Source organism: Cellulosimicrobium sp. KWT-B, assembly GCF_002127155.1.
Taxonomy (GTDB): Bacteria; Actinomycetota; Actinomycetes; order Actinomycetales; family Cellulomonadaceae; genus Cellulosimicrobium; species Cellulosimicrobium funkei.
Genome location: NZ_NEDO01000008.1, coordinates 14,877 through 39,127 on the forward strand (window position 1 = coordinate 14,877; position 24,251 = coordinate 39,127).

Here is a 24,251-nt window from a genome sequence, read left to right on the forward strand (position 1 = left end):
GTGGCCTCATGAGCCTCGCCCCGGCCGGGACGGTCGACGTCCACCGCCACCTGTCCCCCGCTGCCGCCGCCCGGCTGCTCGGCCGGTGGCACGCGGGCGGCCCCGCGTACACCGCCCTCGCCGACGCGCTGCGGGCCGCCGTCCTCGCGGGAACCCTCGCGCCGCACACGCGCCTGCCGTCCGAGCGCGACCTCGCCGTCGCGCTCGGCGTCTCGCGCACCACGACCGCCGCCGCGTACGGGCGGCTGCGCGAGCTCGGGTTCGCACGCTCGCGCACCGGCTCGGGGACCGTCGTCGTGCTCCCCCGCCCGAGCGCGCGCCGGCCCGCGGACCGCGCGGTCGGCGGGGACGCCCCGCCCGGGCCCGCGCCACGCACCGCGCCGATCGACCTCGCCGACCTGTCACAGGCGACCTCCGCGGCCCCGAGCGGCCTGCACGCGGCCTACTCGCGCGCGCTGGAGCGGCTGCCCGAGTACCTGTCCGGCGGCGGCTACGAGCCGTACGGCCTCGGCGTGCTCCGCGAGGCCCTCGCCGACCACCACACGCGCCGCGGCACGCCCACCACGCCCGACGAGGTGCTCGTCACCACGGGTGCCCAGCACGCCATCACCACGCTCGCCGACACCCTCCTCGGGGCGGGAGACCGCGCCGTCGTGCAGTCGCCCACGTACTACCACGCGATGGAGTCGCTGAGACGGGCGGGCGCGCGGCTGGTGCCCGTCCCCGTGGGCCGGGGCGATCGCGGGGCGCGAGGCGGCCACGACCACGACGCGCCGGGGTTCGACGTCGACCTGTTCGACTCCACGCTGCGCCAGGTCGCGCCGCGCCTCGTCTACCTCGTGCCCGACTTCCACAACCCGACCGCCTACACCCTCACGCCCGAGGAGCGGGCGGGCGTGCGGGACTCCGCGGCGCGCCACCGCGTGACCGTGGTCGGCGACGAGACGCTCACCGACCTCGACCTCGACGGCGACCCGGACGCCACCGGTCCGGTCGTGGAGCCGCTCGCGGGCGACGGCACCTCGCCGTACGTCGTCACGGTCGGCTCGGCGTCCAAGTCGTTCTGGGGCGGGCTGCGGGTCGGCTGGGTCCGCGCCCACCCGGACCTCGTCGCGCGCCTCGCGCGCACGCGCCAGTCGGCGGACATCGCCACCGCGGTGCTGGAGCAGCTCACCGTCGTCGAGCTGCTCGACGACGCCCCCGCGGTGCTCGCCGAGCGCCGTCGCACGCTCCGCGCGCAGCGCGACCTCCTGTGCGGCCTGCTCGCGCGGGCGCTGCCGCAGTGGCGTGTGGACGTGCCCGAGGGCGGGCTCTCGCTGTGGGTCGACCTGGGCGCGCCGGTCGCGCAGGCGCTCGCCGCGGCGGCGGCGGCCGAGGGCGTCCTCGTCAACGCCGGCCCGACCTTCACGCCCGACGGCAGCGCGGCCGACCGGCTGCGCCTGACGTTCTCCCGACCGCCCGAGCAGCTCGAGCACGCCGTGGCACGGCTCGCCGCCGCGTGGGCCCGGGTCGCGGGCTGACGGTCCCCCCGGGACGACGGCGCGCGACGGGCTCGCGTGCCCGCGTTGCCCGCGTCGCCCGGCCCGGCCCGGCCGGCCGTGCGTCCAGGTCAGGAGGCGGGCGACCCGGTCAGGGGACGCGCAGCTCCACCGTCGCCGTCGCCTGGCTGCCGTCGTGCAGGAGCCGGGCGGCGGCAGCGCCCTCCGCGGCGAGGCTCCGCCAGGTCTCGCCGAGCCACTGCTCCGCGTCGTACTGCGTCGTGAAGACGGGGCTCACCGGCGAGGCGAGCGCGCGCCCCTCGGCGTCGTCGAGCTCCCAGACCCACTGCGGCCGGATCATCGTGCCTCCTTCGCGTCGGCGCCCCGCACGTGCGCGCCGGGCTCGGGGTGCCGCGCGAGCGAGCGGTTGATCCGCGCCGCCCACAGTGGTCCCTGGTAGAGGAACCCGGTGTACCCCTGCACGAGGTCCGCGCCCGCGTGCAGGTAGTCGCGCGCGTCGTGCGCGGTGGTGATCCCCCCGACGCCGATGATCGCGCGCTGCGGCCCGAGCCGCTCGCGCAGGCGCGCGACGACGGCCAGGCCGCGCGCGCGGACGGGCGGGCCCGAGAGGCCGCCGGGCCCGCGGTCGTGCCCGATCGTCGTGTTCACGGCGACGACGCCGTCGAGGTCCAGCTCGTCCACGAGGTCGGCGACGGCGTCGACGTCCTCGTCCGCGAGGTCCGGGGCGATCTTGACGAGCAGCGGCACCCGGCCGACGCCCGCGTCCGCCGTGGCCGCGTCGGCCGCCTCGCGCACGGCCACGAGGATCGGCCGCAGCGACTCGACCTCCTGGAGGTCGCGCAGGCCCGGCGTGTTCGGGGACGACACGTTCACCACGAGGTAGTCCGCGTACGGCGCGAGCAGCCCCGCGCTCGTCGCGTAGTCCGCGGCCGCTTCCTCGGCGGGCGTGACCTTCGTCTTGCCGATGTTCGCCCCGACGAGCACGGCCCGCCCGCCCCGCGTCGAGCGCAGGGCCGCGAGCCGGCGCGCGGCCGCCGCGGCACCCTCGTTGTTGAACCCCATGCGGTTGCGCACGCCCTGGACGTCGAGCTCGCGCCACAGGCGCGGCCGCTCGTTGCCGGGCTGGGCGTGCGCCGTCACGGTGCCGATCTCGACGAACGCGAAGCCAAGCATCGTCAGTCCGCGCACCGCCCGGGCGTCCTTGTCGAAGCCGCCCGCGAGCCCGAACGGCGCCGGGAACACCTTGCCGAGCACCTCGACGCTCCCCCGGCCCCCCGCCGCGCGGCCCAGGTAGGGCGCGAGCGCCCCCTGGACGACGTCGCGCAGCACGGGCACGCGCCCGGCGAACCCGATGAGGTCGAACGCCACGTGGTGCGCCTGCTCGGGGTCCATCCGGCGGAACACGGTGTCGAAGAGGAGGCCGTAGAGGAGCGGTCGGCGGCGGGTCATGCGGCGTCCTCCGGGGCGTCGGTGGCGGGGGTGGTGGGGGGCGGGGTGGTCGCGCCGGGCGCGGCGGGCCGGGTGTGCCAGAGCCACCAGAGCCCGACGAACGGCAGCACGAGCGGGACGTAGCCGTAGCCCTGGCCGAAGCCCGACCAGACGGTCGCGCGCGGGAAGGCCTCGGGATCGGCGAGCGAGAACGCGCCGACGGTCAGGACGCCGACGAGCTCGACGCCCACGGCGAGCCACGCGACGCGGCGCGCGACGCGGCCGCCCCGCGCGAGGGCGATCGTCGCGACGACGTAGACCGCCGCCGCGAGCGCCGACAGCGCGTAGGCGAGCGGCGCCTCGTGCCAGTCGCGCAGGAGCTGCACCCCGGCGCGGGCGGTCGCGGCGAGCGCGAAGATCCCGTAGACGGCGACGAGCACCCGGCCGAAGCCGCCGTTGGTGCGGCGCTGCCCCGACCGTGGGTCCGGGCGACCGCCCGCTGCGGGCGTCGCCGCCGGGTCCGCCCCGTCGGGGGCGGCAGGTGCGCTCATGGCGTGGGCCTCCAGGTCAGGCGTTCCAGATCTGCCACAGCCGCCACTCGAGGAACGCGACCGTGAGCGCGGCGACCGCGAGCACGACGGAGCTCCAGCGCGAGCGCTCCGCGAACGCCCACAGCGCGGCGACGGGCAGGATGACGAGTGCGGTCACGAGGTAGCCCCACAGCAGGACCGGGTCGGTGGGCGCCGTCCCGGTCGCGCCGAGCACGCCGAGCACGACCGCCTGCACGAGGATCAGCCCCTCGATCACCGCGGCGCCCCACAGCTGGCGCAGGATCACCGCACGGTCGCGCGCGACGAACACGACCGCCCAGGCGGCGAGCGCGACGCACGCCGCGACCACGAGGAGCAGGAGGGGGAAGACCACGCCGCCGAGCGTACCGGGGGCGGTGGGCGCCGCGGGAATCGTCCACAGGCCCGGCGGACCCCGCGGGCGGCCGGGGATAGCATCGCGGGGTGGCTGAACTGACCGTCTCCAGCAAGAATCCCGCCGGTGCCAAGGTCGACGCGCTCGTCGTCGGCACCCACACGACGTCCGACGGCGTCGCGATCGTCGGGGGCGACCTGCCCCGTCCGGTGGTCGCCGCCCTCGAGGACCTCGCACCCGCGCTCGGCATCACGGGCGCCGACGACGAGGTCCGCAAGGTCCCCGCCGGTCCCGACCTCAAGGCGGGCGTGCTCGTGCTCGTGGGCCTCGGCGCCCGCCGGGCCGACGGCACGTTCGGCGCCGAGGCGCTGCGCCGTGCGGCAGGGGCCGCGCTGCGCGCGCTCGCCGGCACCGCGTCGGTCGCCGTCGCGCTGCCCGTCGAGGACGACGCGCAGCTCGCCGCCGTCGCCGAGGGCGCACTCCTCGGCACGTACACGTTCGCGCGCTACCGCACGGGCGAGGCCGCGACGTCGGCCGGGAGCCGTCCGCCCGCGACCGTCGAGATCCTCGCGGCGAACGCGCGCAGCGCCGCCGCGAAGGCCGCGGTCGAGCGCGCGACGGTCGTCGCCGCCGCCGTCAACGCGACGCGCGACCTCGTCAACGCGGCGCCGAACGACCTGTACCCGGCCGCGTTCGCCGACGTCGCGAAGCAGGCCGTCAAGGAGTCCGGCGCCAAGGGCCTCAAGGTCACCGTGCTCGACGACAAGGCGCTCGCCGCGGGTGGGTACGGCGGCCTGGTCGGCGTCGGCCAGGGCTCGGCGCGCGGGCCGCGCCTCGTCAAGGTCGCCTACACGCCGTCGCGCCCCGCGGCGAAGGTCGCGCTCGTCGGCAAGGGCATCACGTTCGACTCGGGCGGCATCTCCATCAAGCCCGCGAAGGGCATGGAGGCGATGAAGTCCGACATGGCCGGCGCCGCCGCGGTGCTCCAGACCGTCGTCGCTGCCGCGCGCCTGGGTCTGCCCGTGGCGGTCACGGGCTGGCTGTGCCTGGCGGAGAACATGCCGTCCGGCACCGCGCAGCGCCCGTCCGACGTCATCACGATCCGGGGTGGCAAGACGGTCGAGGTGCTCAACACCGACGCCGAGGGCCGCCTCGTCATGGCCGACGGCCTCGTCGCGGCGGTCGAGGAGAAGCCCGACGTCGTGCTCGACGTCGCGACGCTCACCGGCGCCCAGATGGTCGCGCTCGGCAACCGCGTCTCGGCGGTCATGGGCGCCGACGACGTGCGCGCGGAGGTCGTCGCGGCGGCCGACGCCGCGGGCGAGCAGTTCTGGCCGATGCCGCTGCCCGAGGAGCTGGGCGCGTCGCTGAAGTCGAAGGTCGCGGACCTCGCCAACATCGGCGACCGGTTCGGCGGGATGCTCGTCGCCGGGCTGTTCCTCCAGGAGTTCGTCGGCGAGACCCCGTGGGCCCACCTCGACATCGCCGGCCCCGCGTTCAACGAGGGCTCCGCGCACGGGTACACCCCGGTCGGCGGCACGGGCGTCGCCGTCCGCACCCTGCTGGGCCTGGTCGAGGGCCGCGCCCGCCGCTGACCCGGCCCCGCCGAGCAGGTGGTCCTGGTCCGTCCGTGCGACCGGACGGACCAGGACCGCCTGCTCGCCCGGCGGGCGGTCCGGTCAGGAGCTCCTGCGCTGGCGCGAGTTCCAGTCCCGCATGCGCTGCGGGTACCCGGTGAAGCGCACGTTGTAGACCGGGACGCCCAGGGAGCCGGCGACGTCGAACGCCGTCTTCTCGTCCGGGACGCGCCGTCGCGTCCACTCCCCCGTCGTCGCGATGAGCAGGAGCGTCGCGCCCGTGTCCGGCGTGGGCGGCTCCACGTACGCCTCGACGCCGACGCGCGTGCGCACAAACTCCTGCAGGTGCGCGAGCGTCGCGCGGCGGGCGTCCGACGGCGCGGCCGCGGCGCCGCCCGGCGACGAGGTCGTCGCGGGACGGCGGGAGAACAGGCTGGACAGCTTGGGCAGCCGGGGCACAGCGGCAGGGTACAGCGTGACCCTGGTCATACGGTGGGCACGCTGTCTCCAGCGTCACAGCCGTACGGCCCAGGTTTCGATTGGGGAGCCCGTCCCCGAGGTGCCAAGATGGCTCCCGGAGAACGTTCACGCACCGTGGGTCAGCGGTTCCCGTCCGGCCCGCCGTCGTGCCGTGGACGCCCGCTCTCGCTCTCCCCTCGCTGAAGGAGTCGCACGTGGCCGAACCCGGCACACCATTCGACGTCGTCGTCCTGGGCGGAGGCAGCGCCGGCTACGCCACCGCGCTGCGTGCCGCCCAGCTCGGTCTCGACGTCGCGCTCGTCGAGTCGGGCCGGCTCGGCGGTACCTGCCTGCACAACGGGTGCATCCCCACCAAGGCGCTGCTCCACGCGGCCGAGCTCGCCGACGGCGCCCGCGAGGGCGCGAAGTTCGGCGTGCGCAGCACGCTCGAGGGCATCGACATGGCGGGGGTCAACGCGTACAAGGACGGCGTCGTCGCCGGCCTGTACAAGGGCCTCCAGGGACTCGTCTCCTCGCGCGGCATCACGTACGTCGAGGGCCACGGGCGCCTCGTGTCGCAGGACACGGTCGAGGTCGACGGCACCCGCTACACCGGCCGCCACGTCGTGCTCGCCACCGGCTCATACGCCCGGTCGCTGCCCGGTCTCGAGATCGGGGGCCGGGTCGTCACGTCCGACCAGGCGCTGCGGCTCGACCGCGTGCCGAAGTCGGTCGTCGTGCTCGGCGGCGGCGTCATCGGCGTCGAGTTCGCGAGCGTGTGGAAGTCGTTCGGCGCCGACGTCCAGATCGTCGAGGCGCTGCCCCACCTCGTGCCGAACGAGGACGTGGCGCTGTCGAAGGCGCTCGAGCGCGCGTTCCGCAAGCGGGGCATCGCGTTCTCGCTCGGCGACCGGTTCGCCGGCGTCAAGGAGACCGACTCCGGGGTCACCGTGACCCTCGAGTCCGGCAAGACGTTCGAGGCCGAGCTGCTGCTCGTCGCCGTCGGGCGCGGCCCGCGCACCGCAGACCTCGGGTTCGAGGAGCAGGGCCTCACGCTCGACCGCGGCTTCGTGATCGTCGACGAGCGCCTGCACACGGGCGTCGGCAACATCTGGGCCGCGGGCGACATCGTCCCCGGCCTCCAGCTCGCCCACCGCGGCTTCGCGCAGGGCATCTTCCTCGCGGAGCAGATCGCGGGCCTCGACCCGACGCCGATCGTCGAGTCGTCCATCCCCCGGGTCACGTACTGCGAGCCCGAGGTCGCGTCCGTCGGCGTCACCGAGGCCGACGCCGCCGAGACGTGGGGGGCCGACCAGGTCGAGTCCCTCGAGTACAACCTCGCCGGCAACGGCAAGAGCAAGATCCTCGGGACGAGCGGCTTCGTCAAGCTCGTGCGCCGCAAGGACGGTCCCGTCGTCGGCGTGCACATGATCGGCGCCCGCGTCGGCGAGCTCGTCGGCGAGGGCCAGCTGATCGTGGGCTGGGAGGCGTACCCCGAGGACGTCGCCGCCCTGGTCCACGCTCACCCCACCCAGAACGAGGCACTCGGAGAGGCGCACCTGGCCCTGGCCGGCAAGCCTCTGCACGCCCACAACTGACCCCAACGATCGAAGGAGACCAGGCAGGTCATGTCTGAGAACGTGCAGATGCCGGCCCTCGGCGAGTCCGTCACCGAAGGCACCGTCACCCGTTGGCTCAAGTCGGTCGGCGACACCGTCGCCGTCGACGAGCCGCTGCTCGAGGTCTCGACCGACAAGGTCGACACCGAGATCCCGTCGCCCGTCGCGGGCACGCTCGAGCAGATCCTCGTCCAGGAGGACGAGACCGTCGAGGTCGGCGCGAACCTCGCCGTGATCGGCGACGGCTCGGGCGGTGGCGGCTCCGCGCCGGCCCCCGCCGAGGCCGAGACCGAGGCTCCGGCCCCGCAGGCCGCGCCGGAGCCGGAGCAGCCGGCCGCCCAGGAGGCGCCCGCCGCCCCCGCGCCCGCCGAGCAGCCCGCGCCGTCCGGCGACTCCGCCGGTGGCGGCGAGGAGATCAAGCTCCCGGCGCTCGGCGAGTCCGTCACCGAGGGCACCGTCACGCGGTGGCTCAAGTCGGTCGGCGACACCGTCGAGGTCGACGAGCCGCTGCTCGAGGTCTCGACCGACAAGGTCGACACCGAGGTCCCGTCGCCCGTCGCGGGCACCGTCCAGCAGATCCTCGTCCAGGAGGACGAGACGGTCGAGGTCGGCGCCGTGCTCGCGATCGTCGGCTCCGGTGCCGCCCCGGCCGGGGGCCCGGCCGCTCCGGCCGAGCAGCCCGTGCAGGAGGCCCCGAAGCAGGAGGCTCCGAAGCAGGAGGAGGCGCCGACCGAGGCGCGCACCCCGGCGAGCGAGGCGGACGTCCCCGCGCAGGCCGCGCAGGAGGAGACGCCCGCCCCCGCGACGAGCGCCCCCGCTCCCGCCGCGGAGAAGCCGGCCGCGCCGTCGGCTCCTGGCGCGACCCCGGCCCCGGCCGCCAAGGCCGGCGGCACGTACCTCACGCCGCTCGTGCGCAAGCTCGCCGCGGACAAGGGCGTCGACCTCTCGTCCCTCACGGGCACGGGCGTCGGCGGCCGCATCCGCAAGGAGGACGTGCTCGAGGCAGCCCGCAAGGCCGAGGAGGCCAAGGCGGCGCCCGCCGCGGCCGCACCGGCCGCCCCCGCGGCCGGTGGCGCCCCGAAGAAGGCGTCGGTCCCGGCGGTCTCCCCGCTGCGCGGCACGACCGAGAAGACGAGCCGCCTGCGCAAGCTGGTCGCGAGCCGCATGGTCGAGGCGCTGAGCACGCAGGCCCAGCTCACGACGGCGGTCGAGGTCGACGTCACGCGCGTCGCCGCCCTGCGCAACCGCGCCAAGGCGGACTTCAAGGCACGCGAGGGCGCGAACCTCACGTTCCTGCCGTTCTTCACGCTCGCTGCGGTCGAGGCGCTCAAGGCCTACCCGAAGATCAACGCGACCTTCGCCGAGGACGAGATCACCTACCACGGCCAGGAGAACGTAGGCATCGCGGTCGACACCGAGCGCGGCCTCGTCGTCCCCGTCATCAAGGACGCGGGCGACCTCAACCTCGCCGGCATCGCGCGCAAGATCGCCGACCTCGGCGCGCGCACGCGTGCCAACAAGGTCGGTCCGGACGAGCTCGCGGGCGCGACGTTCACGATCACGAACACCGGCTCGGGCGGCGCCGTCTTCGACACGCCGATCGTCCCGGTCGGTCAGGTCGCGATCCTCGGCACGGGCACGATCACGAAGCGCCCCGTCGTCGTGACGGACGTGGACGGGAACGACACGATCGGCATCCGTTCGACGTGCTTCATCTTCCTGTCCTACGACCACCGCCTGGTCGACGGTGCGGACGCCGCGCGCTTCCTCACCACCATCAAGAACCGCATCGAGGAGGGCGCGTTCGAGGCCGAGGTCGGCCTCTGACGGACCCGCTCCGCGGCACCCGCCGCGGACGGCGCCGGCCTGCTCCGGCGCGACGCTGACGAGGGCCCCGACCGCACCCCGGTCGGGGCCCTCGCGCGTCCTCCCCTTCCGTCCAGGGGCACGCCTCGCGGACCGTGCCGAGTCCGCCGCAGACCCGTAGCGTGTCCCCCATGGACATCGTCGTGGCGGGCTCGCACGGGCTCATCGGCACCGAGCTGCTCGAACGTCTGCGCGCGGACGGTCATCACGTGCGCCGCCTCGTGCGCCGCGCACCGCAGACCTCGGACGAGCACGAGTGGGACCCCGACTCCGGCCGGCTGGACCCGGGCGTGCTCGCGGGGGCGGACGCCGTCGTCAACCTCGCCGGAGCGGGCATCGGCGACCACCGCTGGACGACGGCGTACAAGCGGACGCTCGTCACGTCCCGCACGCGCACCACCGGGCTGCTCGCCCGCACGATCGCCGGCCTCGACTCGCCGCCACCGGTGTGGCTCCAGGGCTCCGCCATCGGGTACTACGGCGACCGGGGCTCCCAGGTGCTCACGGAGACGTCCGCGTCCGGAGACGGCTTCCTCGCGCGGCTGGTCCGCGAGTGGGAGGCCGCGACCGCACCCGCCGAGAAGGCAGGGGTCCGTGTCGTGCACGCCCGCACCGGCATCGTCCTCTCCCCCGACGGCGGCGCGCTCGGCCGGCTGCTGCCTCTCCTGCGGCTCGGCGTGGGCGGGCGCCTCGGCCCCGGGACGCAGTACTGGAGCTGGATCACGCTGCGCGACGAGGTCGCCGCGCTGCAGCACCTCCTCACCGCGCCCGTGCACGGCCCCGTCAACCTGTCCGCCCCGCACCCGGCGACCAACGCCGAGATCACCCGGGCGCTCGCGCGGGCGCTGCACCGTCCTGCCGTGCTCGCGGTGCCGTCGTTCGCCCTGCACGTCGCGCTCGGCGAGCTCGCGTCCGACATCCTCGGCTCCCAGCGCGCCCTGCCCACCGTCCTCGAGGCGAGCGGGTTCACGTGGTCCGACCCCGTCCTGGAGGACGCCGCGCGCGAGGTCGTCGAGAGCCGCTGACCGGCGGTCCTCACAGCCGGGCAGCGGACGGCACCCGGCGCGCTCGACGACGGCTCGCCCTGCGGTGTGGGCGAGGTCACCGCGCCTCGGCGACGCGCCACCCCGCGTCGGTCCACCGCAGGACCAGGACGACCGTGGTCCGCGGCGTGGCGGGCACCGCCACCTCGCCCGCGACCGTGCGCTGGTGGTGGGCCGCCACCGCGTAGTCCACGGCCACCGTCGCGACCTCGTCCCCGTGCCCCTCGTCGACATCCGGTGGCCGGGGCTCGGCGTGCCGGGCGTCGAAGACCTCGGCCCGTGCCCCGACGACGTCGACGCCGTCGAGCGCGGCGAGCAGCTCGGCGTCGCGGGCCTCCGCGGCCGAACCGTCGACCACCACCGCGGACAGGTCCCCCGCACCGTCCGCGAGGAGCTCCAGCCGCCGCGCCGTGAGGGTGCGCGCCGCACCGAGCGGGTCGGCCCGGTCGAGCGTGGGGTCGGTCGCCGGATCCGCGCCCGACGCCGTGCGGGTGGTCGCGGGACCGTCGTCGCGCACGGGCGAGGGCCACGGCGTGCCGACCGCGAGCGCGACGACCATCGCCACGACGAGCCCCGCGCCGCCGAGGAGGGCCGTCGTCGTGCGGCCGGACCACGGGAGGCGCCGCCGGTCCGGTCGGCGGGCGTGCGCACCGGCCCTCGCCCCGCGCCCGAGGCCGGACGGCCGCGCCGACCGCGCCGGGAAACCACGCGGTCCGCGCACCCCACGGCGACCGGACGCCGCGACCACGTCGTCGCGGACCGATCGCCGCCCCGGCACCGCCGGGCGGGGAGCTCGCCGACCCGCCAGGGCGCCGGCGACGAGCCGCGCGGGGTCCGGCATGACGATCGGCTGCGGCTCGACCGCGTCGTAGCAGCGCGCGGCGAACGTCCCGACGGCGGGACGGGCGGCCGGCTCGTCGCGGAGCGCGACGGCGAGCTCCGCGTGCAGCGCGGCGAGGGCCCGCGCCTCGTCGGGGTCGGGCGGCGCCGCGTGCGCGGGGTGGCTCGACGCGGGCGGAGGGACGAGACCGAGGACCGTGCGGGCGAGGTCGCGGACGTCGTCGGCGCTCGACGCCGTCGTGGGCGCCAGCGGCGGGCGCAGCACCGTCCGGCCGTCCGGGGCGACGACGACCGACGCGGCGTCCAGGGCGCCGTGGCTGCGGCCCTCGCGGTGGAGCGCCGTCAGCGCCTGGGCGACCGGGACGAGGACCGTCACCGCCTCCCCCGCGCGGAGCGGCTCGCGCGCGGCGGCGAGCTCGTCGAGGCGTAGCCCGCCGACGTGGTCGACGAGGACGGCGAGCGACGACCCGCCCGCCGCCACGACGCCGCGCACCGCCGCGAGGTGCTCGTGCTCCCCGCCGAGCCCGCGCAGGTGCTCGACGAGCGCGGCCCGCGGCCCCGGATCCTCGGGCGCCGCGAGCAGCGCGACCTCGCACACCGTCCCGGCGGCGTCACGGGCGACCGCCCCGCCGACCGCACCCGGCTCCCGCCGCAGCGACCACCCCGCCGCCGCGAGCGCCGGCCCGAGGTCGGCGACGGGCGGCCCGGGCGGGCGCGGGCGGCGGGACGACGACGGCATGCCCCCATCCCACCGCACGACACGCCTGCGCGAGCCGTCGTCCACAGGACGAGTCTGCCCCCGGCCGGGTCCGGGCCGGGCACCCCGTCACACGTCGAGCAGGCGACCCTCCCGCGCGCTGCGGCGCGCGGCGTCGAGCACCTCGGCCGTGCGGACGGCGTCGCGCGGGTCGACCGGCACGGGGCCGTCGTCGAGCAGCCACGCGGCGACCGCGCGGTAGAAGTCCGCGTGCCCGCCGGGGGCCAGCGGCACGGGCTCGCGCTCGCGACCGCGCGTGACCCAGCCGAGGGTGCCCGCGGGCGCGGCGTCGTCGAACACCTCGAAGGGCGACGCGTCGTTCTCGAACGTCGTGACGACGTACGCCCCGCCCGTGCCGAGCACGCGTGTGCGCGGGCCGGGTGCGCCGACGACGGACCCCGCCCAGAGGCGGCTCACGACGGCGTTCCCGTCGGCGTCCGGGGCGTGGTGGAGCACGAGGAACACGTCGTCCTCGGTGGGGGTCGTGTGCGAGCGGAGCTCGGCCCACACCCCGGTGACGGGACCGAAGAGCTGGGTGGCGGAGTCGACGAGGTGGGGCCCGAGGTCGAGGAGCAGGCCGCCCCCGACGAGGTCGTTCTCCTTCCAGCGCTGCTGCGGCACGGGACGCCAGCGCTCCCAGCGGCGCTCGAACGTGTGGACCCGGCCGAGGTCGCCGCGGTCGAGCACGGACCGCAGCGTGAGCTGCTCCGGGTCCCACCGGCGGTTCTGGAAGACGGTGAGCGGGGTCCCCCCCTCCTCGGCGGCGTCGACGACGGCGCGCGAGGCCGTGGCGCCCAGGGCGAGCGGCTTGTCCACCACGACGGGGACGCCCGCGCGCACGAGCGCGGTCGCGTGGTCCGCGTGGAGCGCGGACGGGCTGGCCACGACGACGACGTCGTAGGCCGCGCGGTCGGCGAGGAGGGCCTCGACGTCGTCGTGCAGGTGCACGCCGGGCCAGTCCTCGGCGGCGGCGGCGCGGCGCTCCGGCGAGCGCACGACGACGGCCGTGACGGTGTGCCCGGCCTCGCGCACGAGACGTGCGTGGATGCCGCGGCCGGCCCCTCCGTACCCGACGATCCCGACCCTGAGCGTGCGTGCGGCGGTGTCCATGCCGACCAATCTAGCGGCGTCGCGGCCGGGCGCCGGGGGTGCACGGGGCACGTCGGGCGCGGGCCGGAGCACTCCGGGCGACCTGGCAGAATGTGCGCGTTGGTCCGATATGGAGCGCTGCGTACCGTCTCGCGGGGGTCGGGCCGAGATTCGGTTTCGGGAAGGTCGACCCTTGAGCACCACGAGCCGCCAGGTCCCTCGTCGGAGCGTCCTGCGCTACGTCCTCATCGCCCTGGCGATCGCGATCGTCGTCGCGAACGTCATCAACCAGCGGTCCGTCGCGGCGGACACCGACCCGGAGCCGGTCGCCGGGAGCGCGCTCGAGGCCCTCGCAGGCCTCGAGGTCAAGGGCCCCGGGCCGGACACCGGCTACGAGCGCGCGCTGTTCGGCGCGGCGTGGGCCGACGTCGACGGCAACGGGTGCGACACCCGCAACGACATCCTCGCGCGCGACCTCACGGACCTGACCTTCTCGACGCGCGGCGACGTCTGCGAGGTCCGCACCGGGACCTTCGACGACCCGTACACGGGCGAGACGATCGACTTCCGCCGCGGCAACGCGACGAGCGCGGCGGTCCAGATCGACCACGTCGTGCCGCTGCTCGACGCGTGGCGCAAGGGCGCTCGCGCCTGGGACGACGAGACGCGGCGGCAGTTCGCGAACGACCCCCTGAACCTGCTCGCGTCCGACGGCCCGGCGAACCAGTCGAAGGGCGCGCGCGACGCGTCGGCGTGGCTGCCCCCGAACCACGCGTTCCGGTGCCCGTACGTCGCCCGGCAGATCGCCGTGAAGGCGGCCTACGAGCTCTCGGTCACGCCGTCGGAGTCAGAGGCGATGGCGCGCGTGCTGGCGGACTGCCCGGCCGAGCCGCTCCCGGCGGGCTGAGCAGGCTCCCCCGGTCCGCGGTCCAGACGCCCGAGGGCGCTCGGCCACCAGGCGCGACGGCCGACGTCGTGCACGAGGGCGGGCACGAGGAGCGACCGCACCACGAGGGTGTCGACGAGGACGCCGAACGCGACGATGAACGCGAGCTGGGCGAGGAAGAGCAGCGGGATGATGCCGAGCGCGGCGAACGTGGCCGCGAGCACGACGCCCGCGGACGTGATGACCGACCCCGTGACCGCGAGCCCGCGCAGCACGCCGCGCCGCGTGCCGACGCGCAGGCTCTCCTCGCGCACGCGGGTCATGAGGAAGATCGAGTAGTCCACGCCCAGCGCGACGAGGAAGCAGAACGCGTAGAGCGGGACGGCCGGGTCCGCGCCGGGGAAGTCGAGCACGTGGTTGAAGACGATCGCGGCGACGCCGAGCGCGGCCCCGAACGACAGCACGTTCGCGAGCATGAGCAGCACGGGCGCGAGCACGGACCGCAGCAGCAGGATGAGGATCAGCAGGATCACGACCAGCACGACGGGCACGATGACCCGCAGGTCGCGCTGCCCGGCGAGCTGGGTGTCCAGGCGCTCGGCCGCGGCGCCGCCGACGACGGCGTCGGGCGAGACCTCGTGCACGGCGTCGCGCAGCGCCGAGACCGTCTCCACGGCCTCCTGGCTGTCGGACGGCGCCTCGGTCGTGACGTCGACGCGCACCTGCCCGTCGACGACGAGCGGGTCGCCCTGCGCGGGCGCCCCGGGGGCGACGGCGGGCTGGTCGGTGACGGGCGTCGCCGCGGCGACGCCGTCCGTGCCCTCGGCCGCCGTGACGACCGCGTCGAGGTCCGCCTCGGGCGCGATGACGGTCGCCGGCTGCGCGGACACGCCCTCGAAGTGCGCGGTGAGCGCCTCCTCGCCCGCGACGGAGTCGACGTCCGCGAGGAAGACCTCCGAGTCGCCGGTCCCCTCGGCGTCGAGCGTCGGCACGAACGCCGCGCACGCGGCCAGGACGAGCGCCGTGACGATCCACACGCGCCGGTCGTGGCACCCGACGAAGCTCGCGACGCGCGACCACACGCCGTGCCCGTCGATGCTCACGCTGTTCTCGCCCTCGGGCGACGCCTGCGCGACGGCGGCCTCGTGGGCCGCGTGGTCGGCGTCGTACCGCGGCATGCGCGGCCAGAACAGCGCGCGGGACCGCTGCCCCGCGACGAGCAGGAGCGCCGGCAGGAGCGTGAGCGCGGCGACGAACGCCGCGGCGATGCCGATCGCCGCGACGGGGCCGAGGCTGCGGTTGGACGACAGGTCGGACAGGAGCAGGCAGAGCAGACCCGCGATGACGGTGCCGGCGCTCGCCGCGATCGGCTCGACCGAGGCCCGCACGGCGCGGCGCAGCGCCGTCGCCGTCGACCGGACGAGGCGCAGCTCCTCGCGGTAGCGGGCCACCACGAGCAACGAGTAGTCGACCGCGGCCCCGACGACGAGGATCGAGAGGATGCCCTGGGACTGCCCGTTGAGCGTCAGGACGTCCGCCGCCGCGAGCTCGTAGACGACGAGACCGGCGAGCGTCAAGGCGAGCACGGCCGTGAGGATGACGATGAACGGCAGGATCGGCGAGCGGTAGACGACCGCGAGGATGACGAGCACCGCACCGAGCGCGACGAGCAGCAGCACGGTGTCGATCCCGCCGAAGGCCGTGACGAGGTCGGCGACGAACCCGGCGGGGCCGGTGACCCACACGTCGAGCGACGTGCCGGCGAGGCCGCCGTCGGCCGCGTCCGCTGCGGCGAGTTCGCGCAGCGCGCCGACGGCGAGCTCGCTCACGCTGCTCTCGTCCGCCCCGATGCGGTCCGACGCGACGGACGCGTCGAGCGAGACGACGACGAGCGCGGCCTCCCCGTCCTCGGACGGCACGAGGACCGGGTCGGCGATCGAGACGTCGCCCACGGTCGCGGGCTCGTCGCCCGACGTCCCCTCGAGCGGCGCGGCGGGGACGGCCTGCGCGTAGGCGTCGAGCGCCGCGAGGTCGTCGGGAGTGAGCGCGCTCCCATCGCCGGTCGTCGCGACGACGAGCGCGGGCAGCGTCTCGGAGTCGGTGAACTCCTGCGCGACCTCGGCGGCGCGCGTCGACTCCGCGCTCGCGGGCAGGAACGCCGCGGCGTCGTTGGTCTGCACGCTGCTCAGACGACCCTGCGCCTGACCGCCCAGTGCGCCGATGGCCATCCAGAGACCGATGACTGCGACAATGATCAGTCCGCGGAGGAACCCGCCCGTCCGATTGCTCAGCATGCTGAGTAATGGTGCCATGGTGGAGGGAGGAAAGCACGTTGGAGCTTGCACCGAGGGACCGCACCGGGCCGCACGTCGACCCGGACGTCGGCGACCCCGCCCCTAGCGACCCCCAGGAGTGGGCCACCGGCCGGCTGCTCTTCGCCGTCGCGCGCCGGATCGAACGGGAGTGGAACGCCCACCTCGGGCAGTGGGACCTCAACCACGCCGGCTTCCCCGTGCTCATGCACCTGCTGTCCGGACCGCGGTCCCAGCGCGTCCTCGCGGACGAGTCGGGCGTCACCGAGCAGACGATGAGCCGGATCGTGGCGCGGCTGGAACGGGCCGGCTACGTGACCCGCACCGACGACCCGGCCGACCGTCGCCGTCGGGCCGTGGCCATCACCGACGCCGGGCGCGCGGCCGGGCTCGCGGCGGCGCGCCGCCGCCCCGCGGAGGACCTCGCGACCCGCGGCCTCGACGACGACCAGATCGCCGCCCTGCGCGCGGCGCTCCTCACCCTCCTCGAGACCCTCCCCCGCGCACCGGGCGACGAGCGTTAGCCTGACCCGATGGACCTGCTCGCGCTGCCGGGGATCACGGACTACCACGAGGCCTGGGACCTCCAGCGCGCGGTGCACGACGACGTCGTCGCGGGCACGCGGCCCGACACCCTCATCCTCGTCGAGCACCCCGACGTCTACACGGCCGGGCGGCGCACGAACCGCTCCGACCGACCCGACGACGGCACCCCCGTCGTGGACGTCGACCGCGGCGGGAAGATCACCTGGCACGGCCCCGGCCAGCAGGTCGTCTACCCGATCGTCCGGCTCGCCGAGCCCGTGGACGTCGTCGCGTACGTCCGGGCGCTCGAGGAGGCCGTCATGGCGGTCTGCACCCGCCTCGGGCTCGCGACGATGCGCGTCGAGGGCCGCAGCGGGGTCTGGGTCGCGGCCGACGAGACCCGCCGCGAGCGCAAGGTCTGCGCGATCGGCGTGCGGGTCGCGCGCGGCGTGACGATGCACGGCCTCGCGCTGAACTGCGTGCCCGACCTGTCGCGGTTCGAACGGATCGTCCCGTGCGGTATCGAGGACGCCGACGTGACGTCGCTCACGGCGGAGCTCGGCCGCGAGGTCACGCTCGCCGAGGTCTCGCCGCTCCTCGTCGACGCGCTCGGGACGGCGCTCGGCCCGCTGCTCGCCGCGGGCGCCGCGGACGCCCCGCCGGCCGCGCTCGCGGGATAGGCTGGAGGCTCCAGGGAATCCTCGCGCGCCGGAGTACGGGTGGGTCGGCGCGCGGCCGGACGACCCCGAGGACCTGGACCGCATGACCACCACCCCTGCGCGCGCGACGTCGCGCCCCCGCACCCCCGCACCTCCCCCGCCCGGCGGCGCTCCCGTCCGCACGGGCTACGCCCGGCTCCCCCAGCTCGCGGGCCGCGCGTTCCTCCCCGTCGCGTTCCTCGCGCGCCTGCCGTTCTCCATGCTGACGATCGGGACGCTCCTGCTCGTGTCGTCGACGACGTCGTCGGTCGCGCTCGGCGGCCTCGCCTCCGCGGCGACGGCGCTCGGGACGGCGCTCGGCGGCCCGACCCAGGGCGCGCTCGCCGACCGCGTCGGCCAGCGCCGGGTCCTGCTCGTGTGCGTGCCGGTCGCGACGGTTGCCGTGCTGGCGCTCGTCCTCTCGGCGTCCGCGCCGGGCGCCGCGGCCGCGGTGCTGCTCGCCGCGGCGGCGACCGGCGCGAGCGCTCCCCAGGTCGGCCCGCTGGCCCGCGTGCGCTGGCTGCGCCTCGCGGCCGACGAGCCGCGCACCGTCGAGGCCGCGATGAGCTACGAGAGCACGGCCGACGAGGTGAGCTTCGTCCTGGGGCCCGCCCTCGTGGGCGTCCTCGCGTCCGCGGGCTCGCCCCAGGTCGCGGTGCTCGCCGCGGCCGGTGGCATCGCCGTGTTCGGCGCCGCGTTCGCGCTCCACCCCACGGCGCGCGCGACCGCGCCGCACGGCCCCGGCTCGCACGCCACGACGGCCGGTGCGGCGGACGGCGGGACGGCCGCGCTCGTGCGGCGGGAGGCGGTCGTCCTCGTCGGCATGCTCGCCATGGGGCTGCTGTTCGGCGGGACCCAGGCCGCGCTCACCGCGCTCACGCGCGACGCGGGCGTGCCCGGCAGCGCGGGCCTCGTGTACGCCGTCATGGGCGTCGGCTCCGCGATCACCGCGCTCTCCGTGGTCGCCCTCCCCCGCCGCTGGGGGCTGCGCAGCCGCTGGATCACGTTCGCGGCCGGGCTCCTCGTCGGCACCGCCGGTCTCGTGCTCGCCGCCGCGGGCGGCTCGCTGACCGCCGTCGTCGTCGCCGTGGCGGCGACCGGCCTGTTCGTCGGGCCCGTCATGGTCACCGTGTTCACCGTCGCGGGCGAGCGCGCGCCGGCCGGGCGGACGGCGTCGGCCATGACGCTCGTGGCCAGCGCGAACGTCGTCGGGGTCGCGATCGGCGCGTCGGGGGGCGGCACGCTCGCCGACACCGTCTCGACGACGAGCGCGTTCGCGCTGCCGGTCGTCGCGGCGGTCCTGCTCGTCGTGACCGGGGTGTCGCTGACGTCACGTCCACAGGGTGAGCGACGCGCGGGAGACGACGAGCGCGAGCGCGTAGTCTGACCGGAGTCCGGCGTCGTACCAGGGCGCGCACCCGAACGGTGCGCCGCCCGCCCGTTTGCTCGGCGCGACGTCGGCGCTCACTCGCCACGACGACCGGGAGACACCCGTGACGATCGCACCTGAAGGACGGCGCATGCTGCGGGTCGAGGCCCGCAACGCCGCGACGCCGATCGAGAAGAAGCCCGAGTGGATCAAGACCCGCGCGACCATGGGTCCGGAGTACTCCGAGCTCAAGGGGCTCGTGAAGCGCGAGGGTCTGCACACGGTCTGCGAGGAGGCGGGCTGTCCCAACATCTTCGAGTGCTGGGAGGACCGCGAGGCGACCTTCCTCATCGGCGGTGACCAGTGCACGCGCCGGTGCGACTTCTGCCAGATCGACACGGGCAAGCCGGCCGACTTCGACGCGGACGAGCCGCGCCGCGTCGCGGAGTCCGTCCAGGCGATGGGCCTGCGCTACTCGACCATCACGGGCGTCGCGCGCGACGACCTGCCCGACGGCGGTGCCTGGCTCTACGCGGAGACCGTCCGCCAGATCCACGCGCTCAACCCCGGCACGGGCGTCGAGCTGCTCATCCCGGACTTCAACGCGATCCCCGAGCTGCTCGACGAGGTGAACGACTCCCGGCCCGAGGTGCTCGCGCACAACCTCGAGACGGTCCCGCGCATCTTCAAGCAGATCCGGCCCGGCTTCCGGTACGAGCGCTCGCTGTCCGTGCTCACGCGGGCGCGCGAGGCGGGGCTCGTCACCAAGTCGAACATCATCCTCGGCATGGGCGAGACGATCGACGAGGCGAAGGAGGCGCTGCAGGACCTGCACGACGCCGGCTGTGACCTCGTGACGATCACGCAGTACCTGCGCCCGTCGCTGCGCCACCACCCGGTGGACCGCTGGGTCAAGCCCGAGGAGTTCGTCGAGTTGTCGGACGCCGCGGAGGAGATCGGCTTCCTCGGCGTCATGTCCGGCCCGCTCGTGCGGTCGTCGTACCGCGCCGGGCGGCTCTGGGGCCAGGCCATGACGCGACGCGGCATGGAGATCCCCGCCGCGCTCGCGCACCTCGCCGAGCCGACGACGTCCCGCCAGGAGGCCGCGAGCCTGCTGGCCCGCGCACCCCACTAGACTGACCGGCATGGCCCGCAAGAACTCGGACAGCACCGGCGCGCGCGCCGCCGGCGAGCAGGTCGCGAAGCAGAAGAAGCCCAAGAAGCAGCGCTGGTACCACCAGGTGTGGGCCGCCTACCAGATGACCCGCAAGCAGGACCCGGCGGTCACGTGGGTCATGCTCGGCGTGTTCGTCGGCATCCTCGCCGTCGCGCTGGGCATCGGCCTGTGGTGGGGCCAGTGGGTCTACACGCTCATCGTCGGCATCCCGTTCGCGGCGCTGGGCGCGATGTTCGTCCTCACGCGCCGCGCCGAGCGCGCCGCCTACCAGCAGATCGAGGGTCAGCCCGGCGCCGCGCGCGCCGCGCTCGGCACGATCCGCCGCGGGTGGACGTTCGACGAGGAGCCCGTCGCGATCGACCCCCGCACGCAGGACCTCGTGTTCCGCGGCGTCGGGCGCGCGGGCGTGGTGCTCGTGAGCGAGGGCCCGCCGCACCGCGCCAAGCGTCTGCTCGACGCCGAGCGCAAGCGCGTCGCGCGCGTGCTGCCGAACGTGCCCGTCACCACGATCCAGGTCGGCGACGGCGAGGACCAGGTGGCGCTGCCCAAGCTCCCCCGCGCGGTCCAGAAGCTGAAGCCGACCCTCACGAAGCCCGAGACGGCGGAGGTCTCCAAGCGCCTGCGCGCGCTCGGCGTCTCGCGCCTGCCGATCCCCAAGGGGATCGACCCGACCCGGGCCCGCCCGGACCGCAAGGGCCTCAAGGGGCGCTGACGCGCACCCCCTGCATCACGACCGACGCCCGGTCGGCGAGGATCTTCCCTCTGCCGGCCGGGCGTCGTCGTGCGCGGGGTGGGGATCCGGCCGCCGGGCCGCCCGGGGTCAGGAGCGGACGAGGACCGTGCCCGCGGCACGGTCGTGCAGGCCGCGACCGTCGGCGTCCCACACGACCGCCGGGATGACGAGGCAGAGCAGGACCGTGCGCAGCACGCCGCGACCGAGGCCGACCATGCGGGCCGGCTCGGCGAGACGCCGGACGCGGATCCCCATGACGCGGTGGCCGACGGTGAATCCGAGAGTGCTCACGAGCAGCACGTTCTCGATCGCGAAGACCAGCGGCTGCGACCAGACGGGCAGCGCCGAGATGCCCTCGAAGAACCCCGGGGCGGCGGGCCGGAAGAAGAGGAACGCGACCAGGGTCGCGAGGACCCAGTCGATGACCAGCGCGACGACGCGCCGGCCGAGCGTCGCGAGGGAGCCGGGGCCGTCCGGCGGGAGTCCCAGCCGCGCACCGCGACCGCTGTGCTGACCGCCCGGGGCGCCCTCGAGCCACGAACCCATGTCCTCGCGTGAAACCACGGGACCAGCGTACGTGCCACGCGGTGGACGGGACCGCCCGCCGGCGGTCGGACGGCGGTATCGTGCCGAACGGCACACCGACCCCACGTCGGCTGCCGCGCGCCCTCGTGTCGCACGATCGTCACACGGGGACGCGGGACGTAACACGACCGAAACAAGGGGTACACCGCAGGGAAACCGCCCCGGCCTAGGTTCGTGGGCGCCACGTCAGCGGCTCGTCCGCCGCGCAGCCCGACGGCATCACCCGATCAAGGAGCAACGGATGTTCAACAACGCGGAGGAGGCAATCGCCTTCACGCGGAACGAAGGCGTCGAGTTCGTCGACGTCCGGTTCTGCGACCTGCCCGGCATCATGCAGCACTTCAACATCCCCGTCTCGCAGTTCGACGAGTCGGCGTTCGAGGACGGCCTGATGTTCGACGGGTCGTCGATCCGCGGCTTCCAGGCGATCCACGAGTCGGACATGAAGCTCGTGCCGGACGTCAAGACCGCGTTCGTGGACCCGTACCGCAAGCGCAAGACGCTCGTCGTGAACTTCTCCATCGTCGACCCGTTCACGGGCGAGCCGTACTCGCGCGACCCCCGCAACATCGCGGCCAAGGCCGAGGCGTACCTGCGCTCCACCGGCATCGCCGACACGGCGTTCTTCGCGCCCGAGGCCGAGTTCTACCTCTTCGACGAGGCGCGCTTCGCGACGAACCAGCACTCGAGCTTCTACTACCTCGACTCCATCGAGGCGGCGTGGAACACGGGCCGCGAGGAGGAGGGTGGCAACCTCGCGTACAAGACGCGCTACAAGGGCGGCTACTTCCCCGTCTCCCCGTCCGACCGCTTCGCGGACCTGCGCGACGAGATGTGCGCGACGCTGGAGAAGGTCGGCCTCGAGGTCGAGCGCGCGCACCACGAGGTGGGCACCGCAGGCCAGCAGGAGATCAACTACCGCTTCAACACGCTGCTGCACGCGGCCGACGACCTGATGAAGTTCAAGTACGTCATCCGCAACGAGGCGTTCGAGGCCGGCAAGTCCGTCACGTTCATGCCGAAGCCGATCTTCGGCGACAACGGCTCGGGCATGCACTCGCACCAGTCCCTGTGGAAGGACGGCAAGCCGCTGTTCTTCGACGAGAAGGGCTACGGCGGTCTCTCCGACCTCGCGCGCTGGTACATCGGCGGCCTGCTCAAGCACGCGCCGTCGCTGCTCGCGTTCACCAACCCGTCGGTGAACTCCTACCACCGCCTGGTCCCCGGCTACGAGGCCCCGGTCAACCTGGTCTACTCGGCCCGCAACCGCTCCGCCTGCATCCGCATCCCGGTGACCGGCTCGTCCGCCGCCGCGAAGCGCGTCGAGTTCCGCGTGCCGGACCCGTCGGCCAACCCGTACCTCGCGTTCGCCGCGCAGCTCCTCGCCGGCATCGACGGCATCAAGAACCGCATCGAGCCGCCGGAGCCGATCGACAAGGACCTGTACGAGCTGCCGCCCGAGGAGCACGCGCAGATCCAGCAGGTCCCCGGCTCGCTCTCCGAGGCGCTGGACAACCTCGAGGCCGACCACGAGTTCCTCACGCAGGGCGACGTGTTCACGCCGGACCTCATCCAGACGTGGATCGACTACAAGCGTGCCAACGAGATCGACCCGATCCGCCTGCGCCCGCACCCGCACGAGTTCGAGCTCTACTACGACATCTGATCGGAGGGCCTCGCGGCCCTGCCCAGGATGACAGCGAACGGCGCCCGACCCGCACCTCTTCGGTGCCGGCCGGGCGCCGTTCCGCGTGGTGCGACGAGCAGGCCCTTGTCGCCGGCGCACCCCCGCGCTACGTTTGCGAGCGGCGGTAACGATGCCGCCCGCAACAGCAGGGGGATTCATGAGCACTCGCTTCCGGCGCGCCCTCACCACCGTCGTCTCCGTCCTCACCTCGGCGGTCCTCGCCGTGTCCGTCACCGCCCCGGCGGGCGCGGGGACGGGCCTCTCCCCCGCGAGCGCCACCCAGCCCGCGAGCGCCCCCGCGTGCGCCGCGACGTGGTCACCGACGACCGCGTACTCGGGCGGGAAGACGGCGTCGCACCACGGGCGGAACTGGACGGCGCGGTGGTGGACCCAGCGCGAGACGCCGGGGTCGACGAGCGTCTGGGTGGACGCGGGCCGGTGCACGGGCGGCGGGGACGACTTCGTGGTGAGCCGCGCGGAGTTCGACGCGATCTTCCCGAAGCGGCACCCGTTCTACACGTACGACGGGTTCGTCGACGCGCTCGGTGCGTACCCGGCGTTCGCCAGCACGGGGACGCCGGAGACCCGGACGCGCGAGGCCGCGGCGTTCCTCACGCACGCGGACTTCGAGTCGGTCGGGCTCCGGTACGTGAAGGAGATCAACGAGGCGAACTACTGGATCAAGTGCGACTACTCCCAGCCGTTCGGCTGCCCGGCGGGCCAGACGGCCTACTACGGGCGCGGGCCGATCATGTTCAGCTGGAACTTCAACTACAAGGCTGCCGGCGACGCCCTGGGCATCGACCTCCTCAACGACCCGTGGCTCGTCGAGGAGGACCCGTCCGTCGCCTGGCAGACCGCGCTCTGGTACTGGAACACCCAGAACGGGCCCGGCGTGATGACGTCGCACCAGGCGATGGTGTCCGGCGCGGGCTTCGGCCAGACGATCAACTCGCTCAACGGGGCGCTCGAGTGCAACGGCGGCAACCCGGCGTCGGTGCAGTCGCGCGTCGACCGCTACGTGCGGATCACCGAGGTGCTGGGCGTGGCCCCGGGCTCGGGCCTGACCTGCTGAGCGGTCCGGACCGCGGCGTGGGCGGCCGGTCGGCCGCAGCACGTCCGGCGGCGTGAGCGGCGGGCGCGGTGCACGCAGGGGGCGCACCGCACCCGCCGGTCAG

General features: G+C 75.1%; 22 protein-coding genes. 13 read left to right on the forward strand and 9 right to left on the reverse strand.

All coding sequences use genetic code 11. The features are described from left to right. The first annotated feature begins 8 nt into the window (after positions 1–8). Positions 9–1,520 carry a PLP-dependent aminotransferase family protein gene (locus B9L22_RS19145; RefSeq protein WP_086151538.1) on the forward strand — a complete coding sequence of 504 codons (1,512 nt, stop codon included), beginning with the start codon at positions 9–11 and terminating at the stop codon, positions 1,518–1,520. A gap of 109 nt (positions 1,521–1,629) precedes the next feature. Here B9L22_RS19145 and B9L22_RS19150 read toward each other — a convergent pair whose 3' ends face one another. From B9L22_RS19150 to B9L22_RS19165, 4 genes are read right to left on the reverse strand one after another with little or no spacing between them, the layout of a single operon-like run. Next, the gene (locus B9L22_RS19150; protein ID WP_076405433.1) at positions 1,630–1,839 is read right to left on the reverse strand and encodes a hypothetical protein; all 210 of its coding nucleotides are present in this window, start codon (positions 1,837–1,839) and stop codon (positions 1,630–1,632) included. Further along, positions 1,836–2,948, reverse strand: a complete 1,113-nt coding sequence (locus B9L22_RS19155) for a quinone-dependent dihydroorotate dehydrogenase (RefSeq protein ID WP_086151539.1) — start codon at positions 2,946–2,948, stop codon at positions 1,836–1,838. Before B9L22_RS19155 ends, B9L22_RS19150 begins: the two co-directional genes overlap by 4 nt. Continuing rightward, on the reverse strand, positions 2,945–3,478 hold the full coding sequence (locus B9L22_RS19160) for a hypothetical protein (protein WP_233140249.1): 534 nt from the start codon (positions 3,476–3,478) through the stop codon (positions 2,945–2,947). The genes B9L22_RS19155 and B9L22_RS19160 overlap by 4 nt, the downstream gene beginning before the upstream one ends. 16 nt (positions 3,479–3,494) lie before the next feature. Next, positions 3,495–3,851 carry a hypothetical protein gene (locus B9L22_RS19165; protein WP_086151540.1) on the reverse strand — a complete coding sequence of 119 codons (357 nt, stop codon included), beginning with the start codon at positions 3,849–3,851 and terminating at the stop codon, positions 3,495–3,497. Positions 3,852–3,940: 89 nt separating this feature from the next. On the opposite strand from B9L22_RS19165, the gene B9L22_RS19170 reads away from it, so the two are divergent. After that, entirely contained in the window at positions 3,941–5,446 is a 1,506-nt protein-coding gene (locus B9L22_RS19170) for a leucyl aminopeptidase (RefSeq protein WP_086151541.1), read from the forward strand. 84 nt (positions 5,447–5,530) lie between these two features. On the opposite strand, the gene B9L22_RS19175 is transcribed toward B9L22_RS19170, so the two are convergent. Continuing rightward, the gene (locus tag B9L22_RS19175; protein ID WP_043658675.1) at positions 5,531–5,887 is read right to left on the reverse strand and encodes a hypothetical protein; all 357 of its coding nucleotides are present in this window, start codon (positions 5,885–5,887) and stop codon (positions 5,531–5,533) included. 215 nt (positions 5,888–6,102) lie between these two features. Here B9L22_RS19175 and lpdA point away from each other — a divergent pair, with 215 nt between their 5' ends. From lpdA to B9L22_RS19190, 3 genes are all read left to right on the forward strand, one after another. After that, a complete protein-coding gene (gene lpdA / locus B9L22_RS19180) occupies positions 6,103–7,485 on the forward strand; it encodes a dihydrolipoyl dehydrogenase (RefSeq protein WP_061269200.1) in 1,383 nt (460 codons plus the stop codon). A gap of 30 nt (positions 7,486–7,515) precedes the next feature. Beyond that, complete coding sequence (sucB, locus tag B9L22_RS19185) at positions 7,516–9,333, forward strand: 2-oxoglutarate dehydrogenase, E2 component, dihydrolipoamide succinyltransferase (RefSeq protein ID WP_086151542.1); 1,818 nt, start codon at positions 7,516–7,518, stop codon at positions 9,331–9,333. 170 nt (positions 9,334–9,503) lie between these two features. Then, positions 9,504–10,397 (forward strand): TIGR01777 family oxidoreductase, encoded by an 894-nt coding sequence (locus B9L22_RS19190; RefSeq protein WP_086151543.1) that lies wholly within the window; start codon positions 9,504–9,506, stop codon positions 10,395–10,397. A gap of 76 nt (positions 10,398–10,473) precedes the next feature. Here B9L22_RS19190 and B9L22_RS19195 read toward each other — a convergent pair whose 3' ends face one another. Beyond that, on the reverse strand, positions 10,474–11,994 hold the full coding sequence (locus B9L22_RS19195; protein ID WP_086151544.1) for a hypothetical protein: 1,521 nt from the start codon (positions 11,992–11,994) through the stop codon (positions 10,474–10,476). Between the two features lie 87 nt (positions 11,995–12,081). Continuing rightward, a complete protein-coding gene (locus B9L22_RS19200; RefSeq protein ID WP_086151545.1) occupies positions 12,082–13,122 on the reverse strand; it encodes a Gfo/Idh/MocA family protein in 1,041 nt (346 codons plus the stop codon). 172 nt (positions 13,123–13,294) lie between these two features. Here B9L22_RS19200 and B9L22_RS19205 point away from each other — a divergent pair, with 172 nt between their 5' ends. After that, on the forward strand, positions 13,295–14,008 hold the full coding sequence (locus tag B9L22_RS19205; protein ID WP_233140250.1) for an HNH endonuclease family protein: 714 nt from the start codon (positions 13,295–13,297) through the stop codon (positions 14,006–14,008). On the opposite strand, the gene B9L22_RS19210 is transcribed toward B9L22_RS19205, so the two are convergent. After that, positions 13,921–16,299 carry an MMPL family transporter gene (locus B9L22_RS19210; RefSeq protein ID WP_086151547.1) on the reverse strand — a complete coding sequence of 793 codons (2,379 nt, stop codon included), beginning with the start codon at positions 16,297–16,299 and terminating at the stop codon, positions 13,921–13,923. The genes B9L22_RS19205 and B9L22_RS19210 overlap by 88 nt on opposite strands. 20 nt (positions 16,300–16,319) lie before the next feature. Here B9L22_RS19210 and B9L22_RS19215 point away from each other — a divergent pair, with 20 nt between their 5' ends. From B9L22_RS19215 to B9L22_RS19235, 5 genes are all read left to right on the forward strand, one after another. Beyond that, positions 16,320–16,823: a MarR family winged helix-turn-helix transcriptional regulator gene (locus B9L22_RS19215; protein ID WP_233140252.1), complete on the forward strand. Its 504-nt coding sequence runs from the start codon at positions 16,320–16,322 to the stop codon at positions 16,821–16,823. 9 nt (positions 16,824–16,832) lie between these two features. Next, positions 16,833–17,504, forward strand: coding sequence for a lipoyl(octanoyl) transferase LipB (gene lipB / locus B9L22_RS19220; protein WP_086151549.1), 672 nt, complete (start codon positions 16,833–16,835; stop codon positions 17,502–17,504). Between the two features lie 82 nt (positions 17,505–17,586). After that, positions 17,587–18,909: an MFS transporter gene (locus tag B9L22_RS19225; protein ID WP_086151550.1), complete on the forward strand. Its 1,323-nt coding sequence runs from the start codon at positions 17,587–17,589 to the stop codon at positions 18,907–18,909. 106 nt (positions 18,910–19,015) lie between these two features. Next, positions 19,016–20,026, forward strand: a complete 1,011-nt coding sequence (lipA, locus tag B9L22_RS19230) for a lipoyl synthase (RefSeq protein WP_031315287.1) — start codon at positions 19,016–19,018, stop codon at positions 20,024–20,026. Between the two features lie 10 nt (positions 20,027–20,036). Further along, complete coding sequence (locus tag B9L22_RS19235; protein WP_086151551.1) at positions 20,037–20,780, forward strand: DUF4191 domain-containing protein; 744 nt, start codon at positions 20,037–20,039, stop codon at positions 20,778–20,780. A 108-nt stretch (positions 20,781–20,888) separates the two neighbouring features. On the opposite strand, the gene B9L22_RS19240 is transcribed toward B9L22_RS19235, so the two are convergent. Further along, complete coding sequence (locus B9L22_RS19240) at positions 20,889–21,365, reverse strand: RDD family protein (protein WP_031315289.1); 477 nt, start codon at positions 21,363–21,365, stop codon at positions 20,889–20,891. 262 nt (positions 21,366–21,627) lie between these two features. Here B9L22_RS19240 and glnA point away from each other — a divergent pair, with 262 nt between their 5' ends. Both glnA and B9L22_RS19250 read left to right on the forward strand, forming a co-directional pair. Beyond that, on the forward strand, positions 21,628–23,052 hold the full coding sequence (gene glnA, locus B9L22_RS19245) for a type I glutamate--ammonia ligase (RefSeq protein ID WP_021480398.1): 1,425 nt from the start codon (positions 21,628–21,630) through the stop codon (positions 23,050–23,052). 178 nt (positions 23,053–23,230) lie between these two features. Further along, on the forward strand, positions 23,231–24,148 hold the full coding sequence (locus B9L22_RS19250) for a glycoside hydrolase family 19 protein (RefSeq protein ID WP_086151552.1): 918 nt from the start codon (positions 23,231–23,233) through the stop codon (positions 24,146–24,148). The last annotated feature ends 103 nt before the right edge of the window (positions 24,149–24,251 follow it).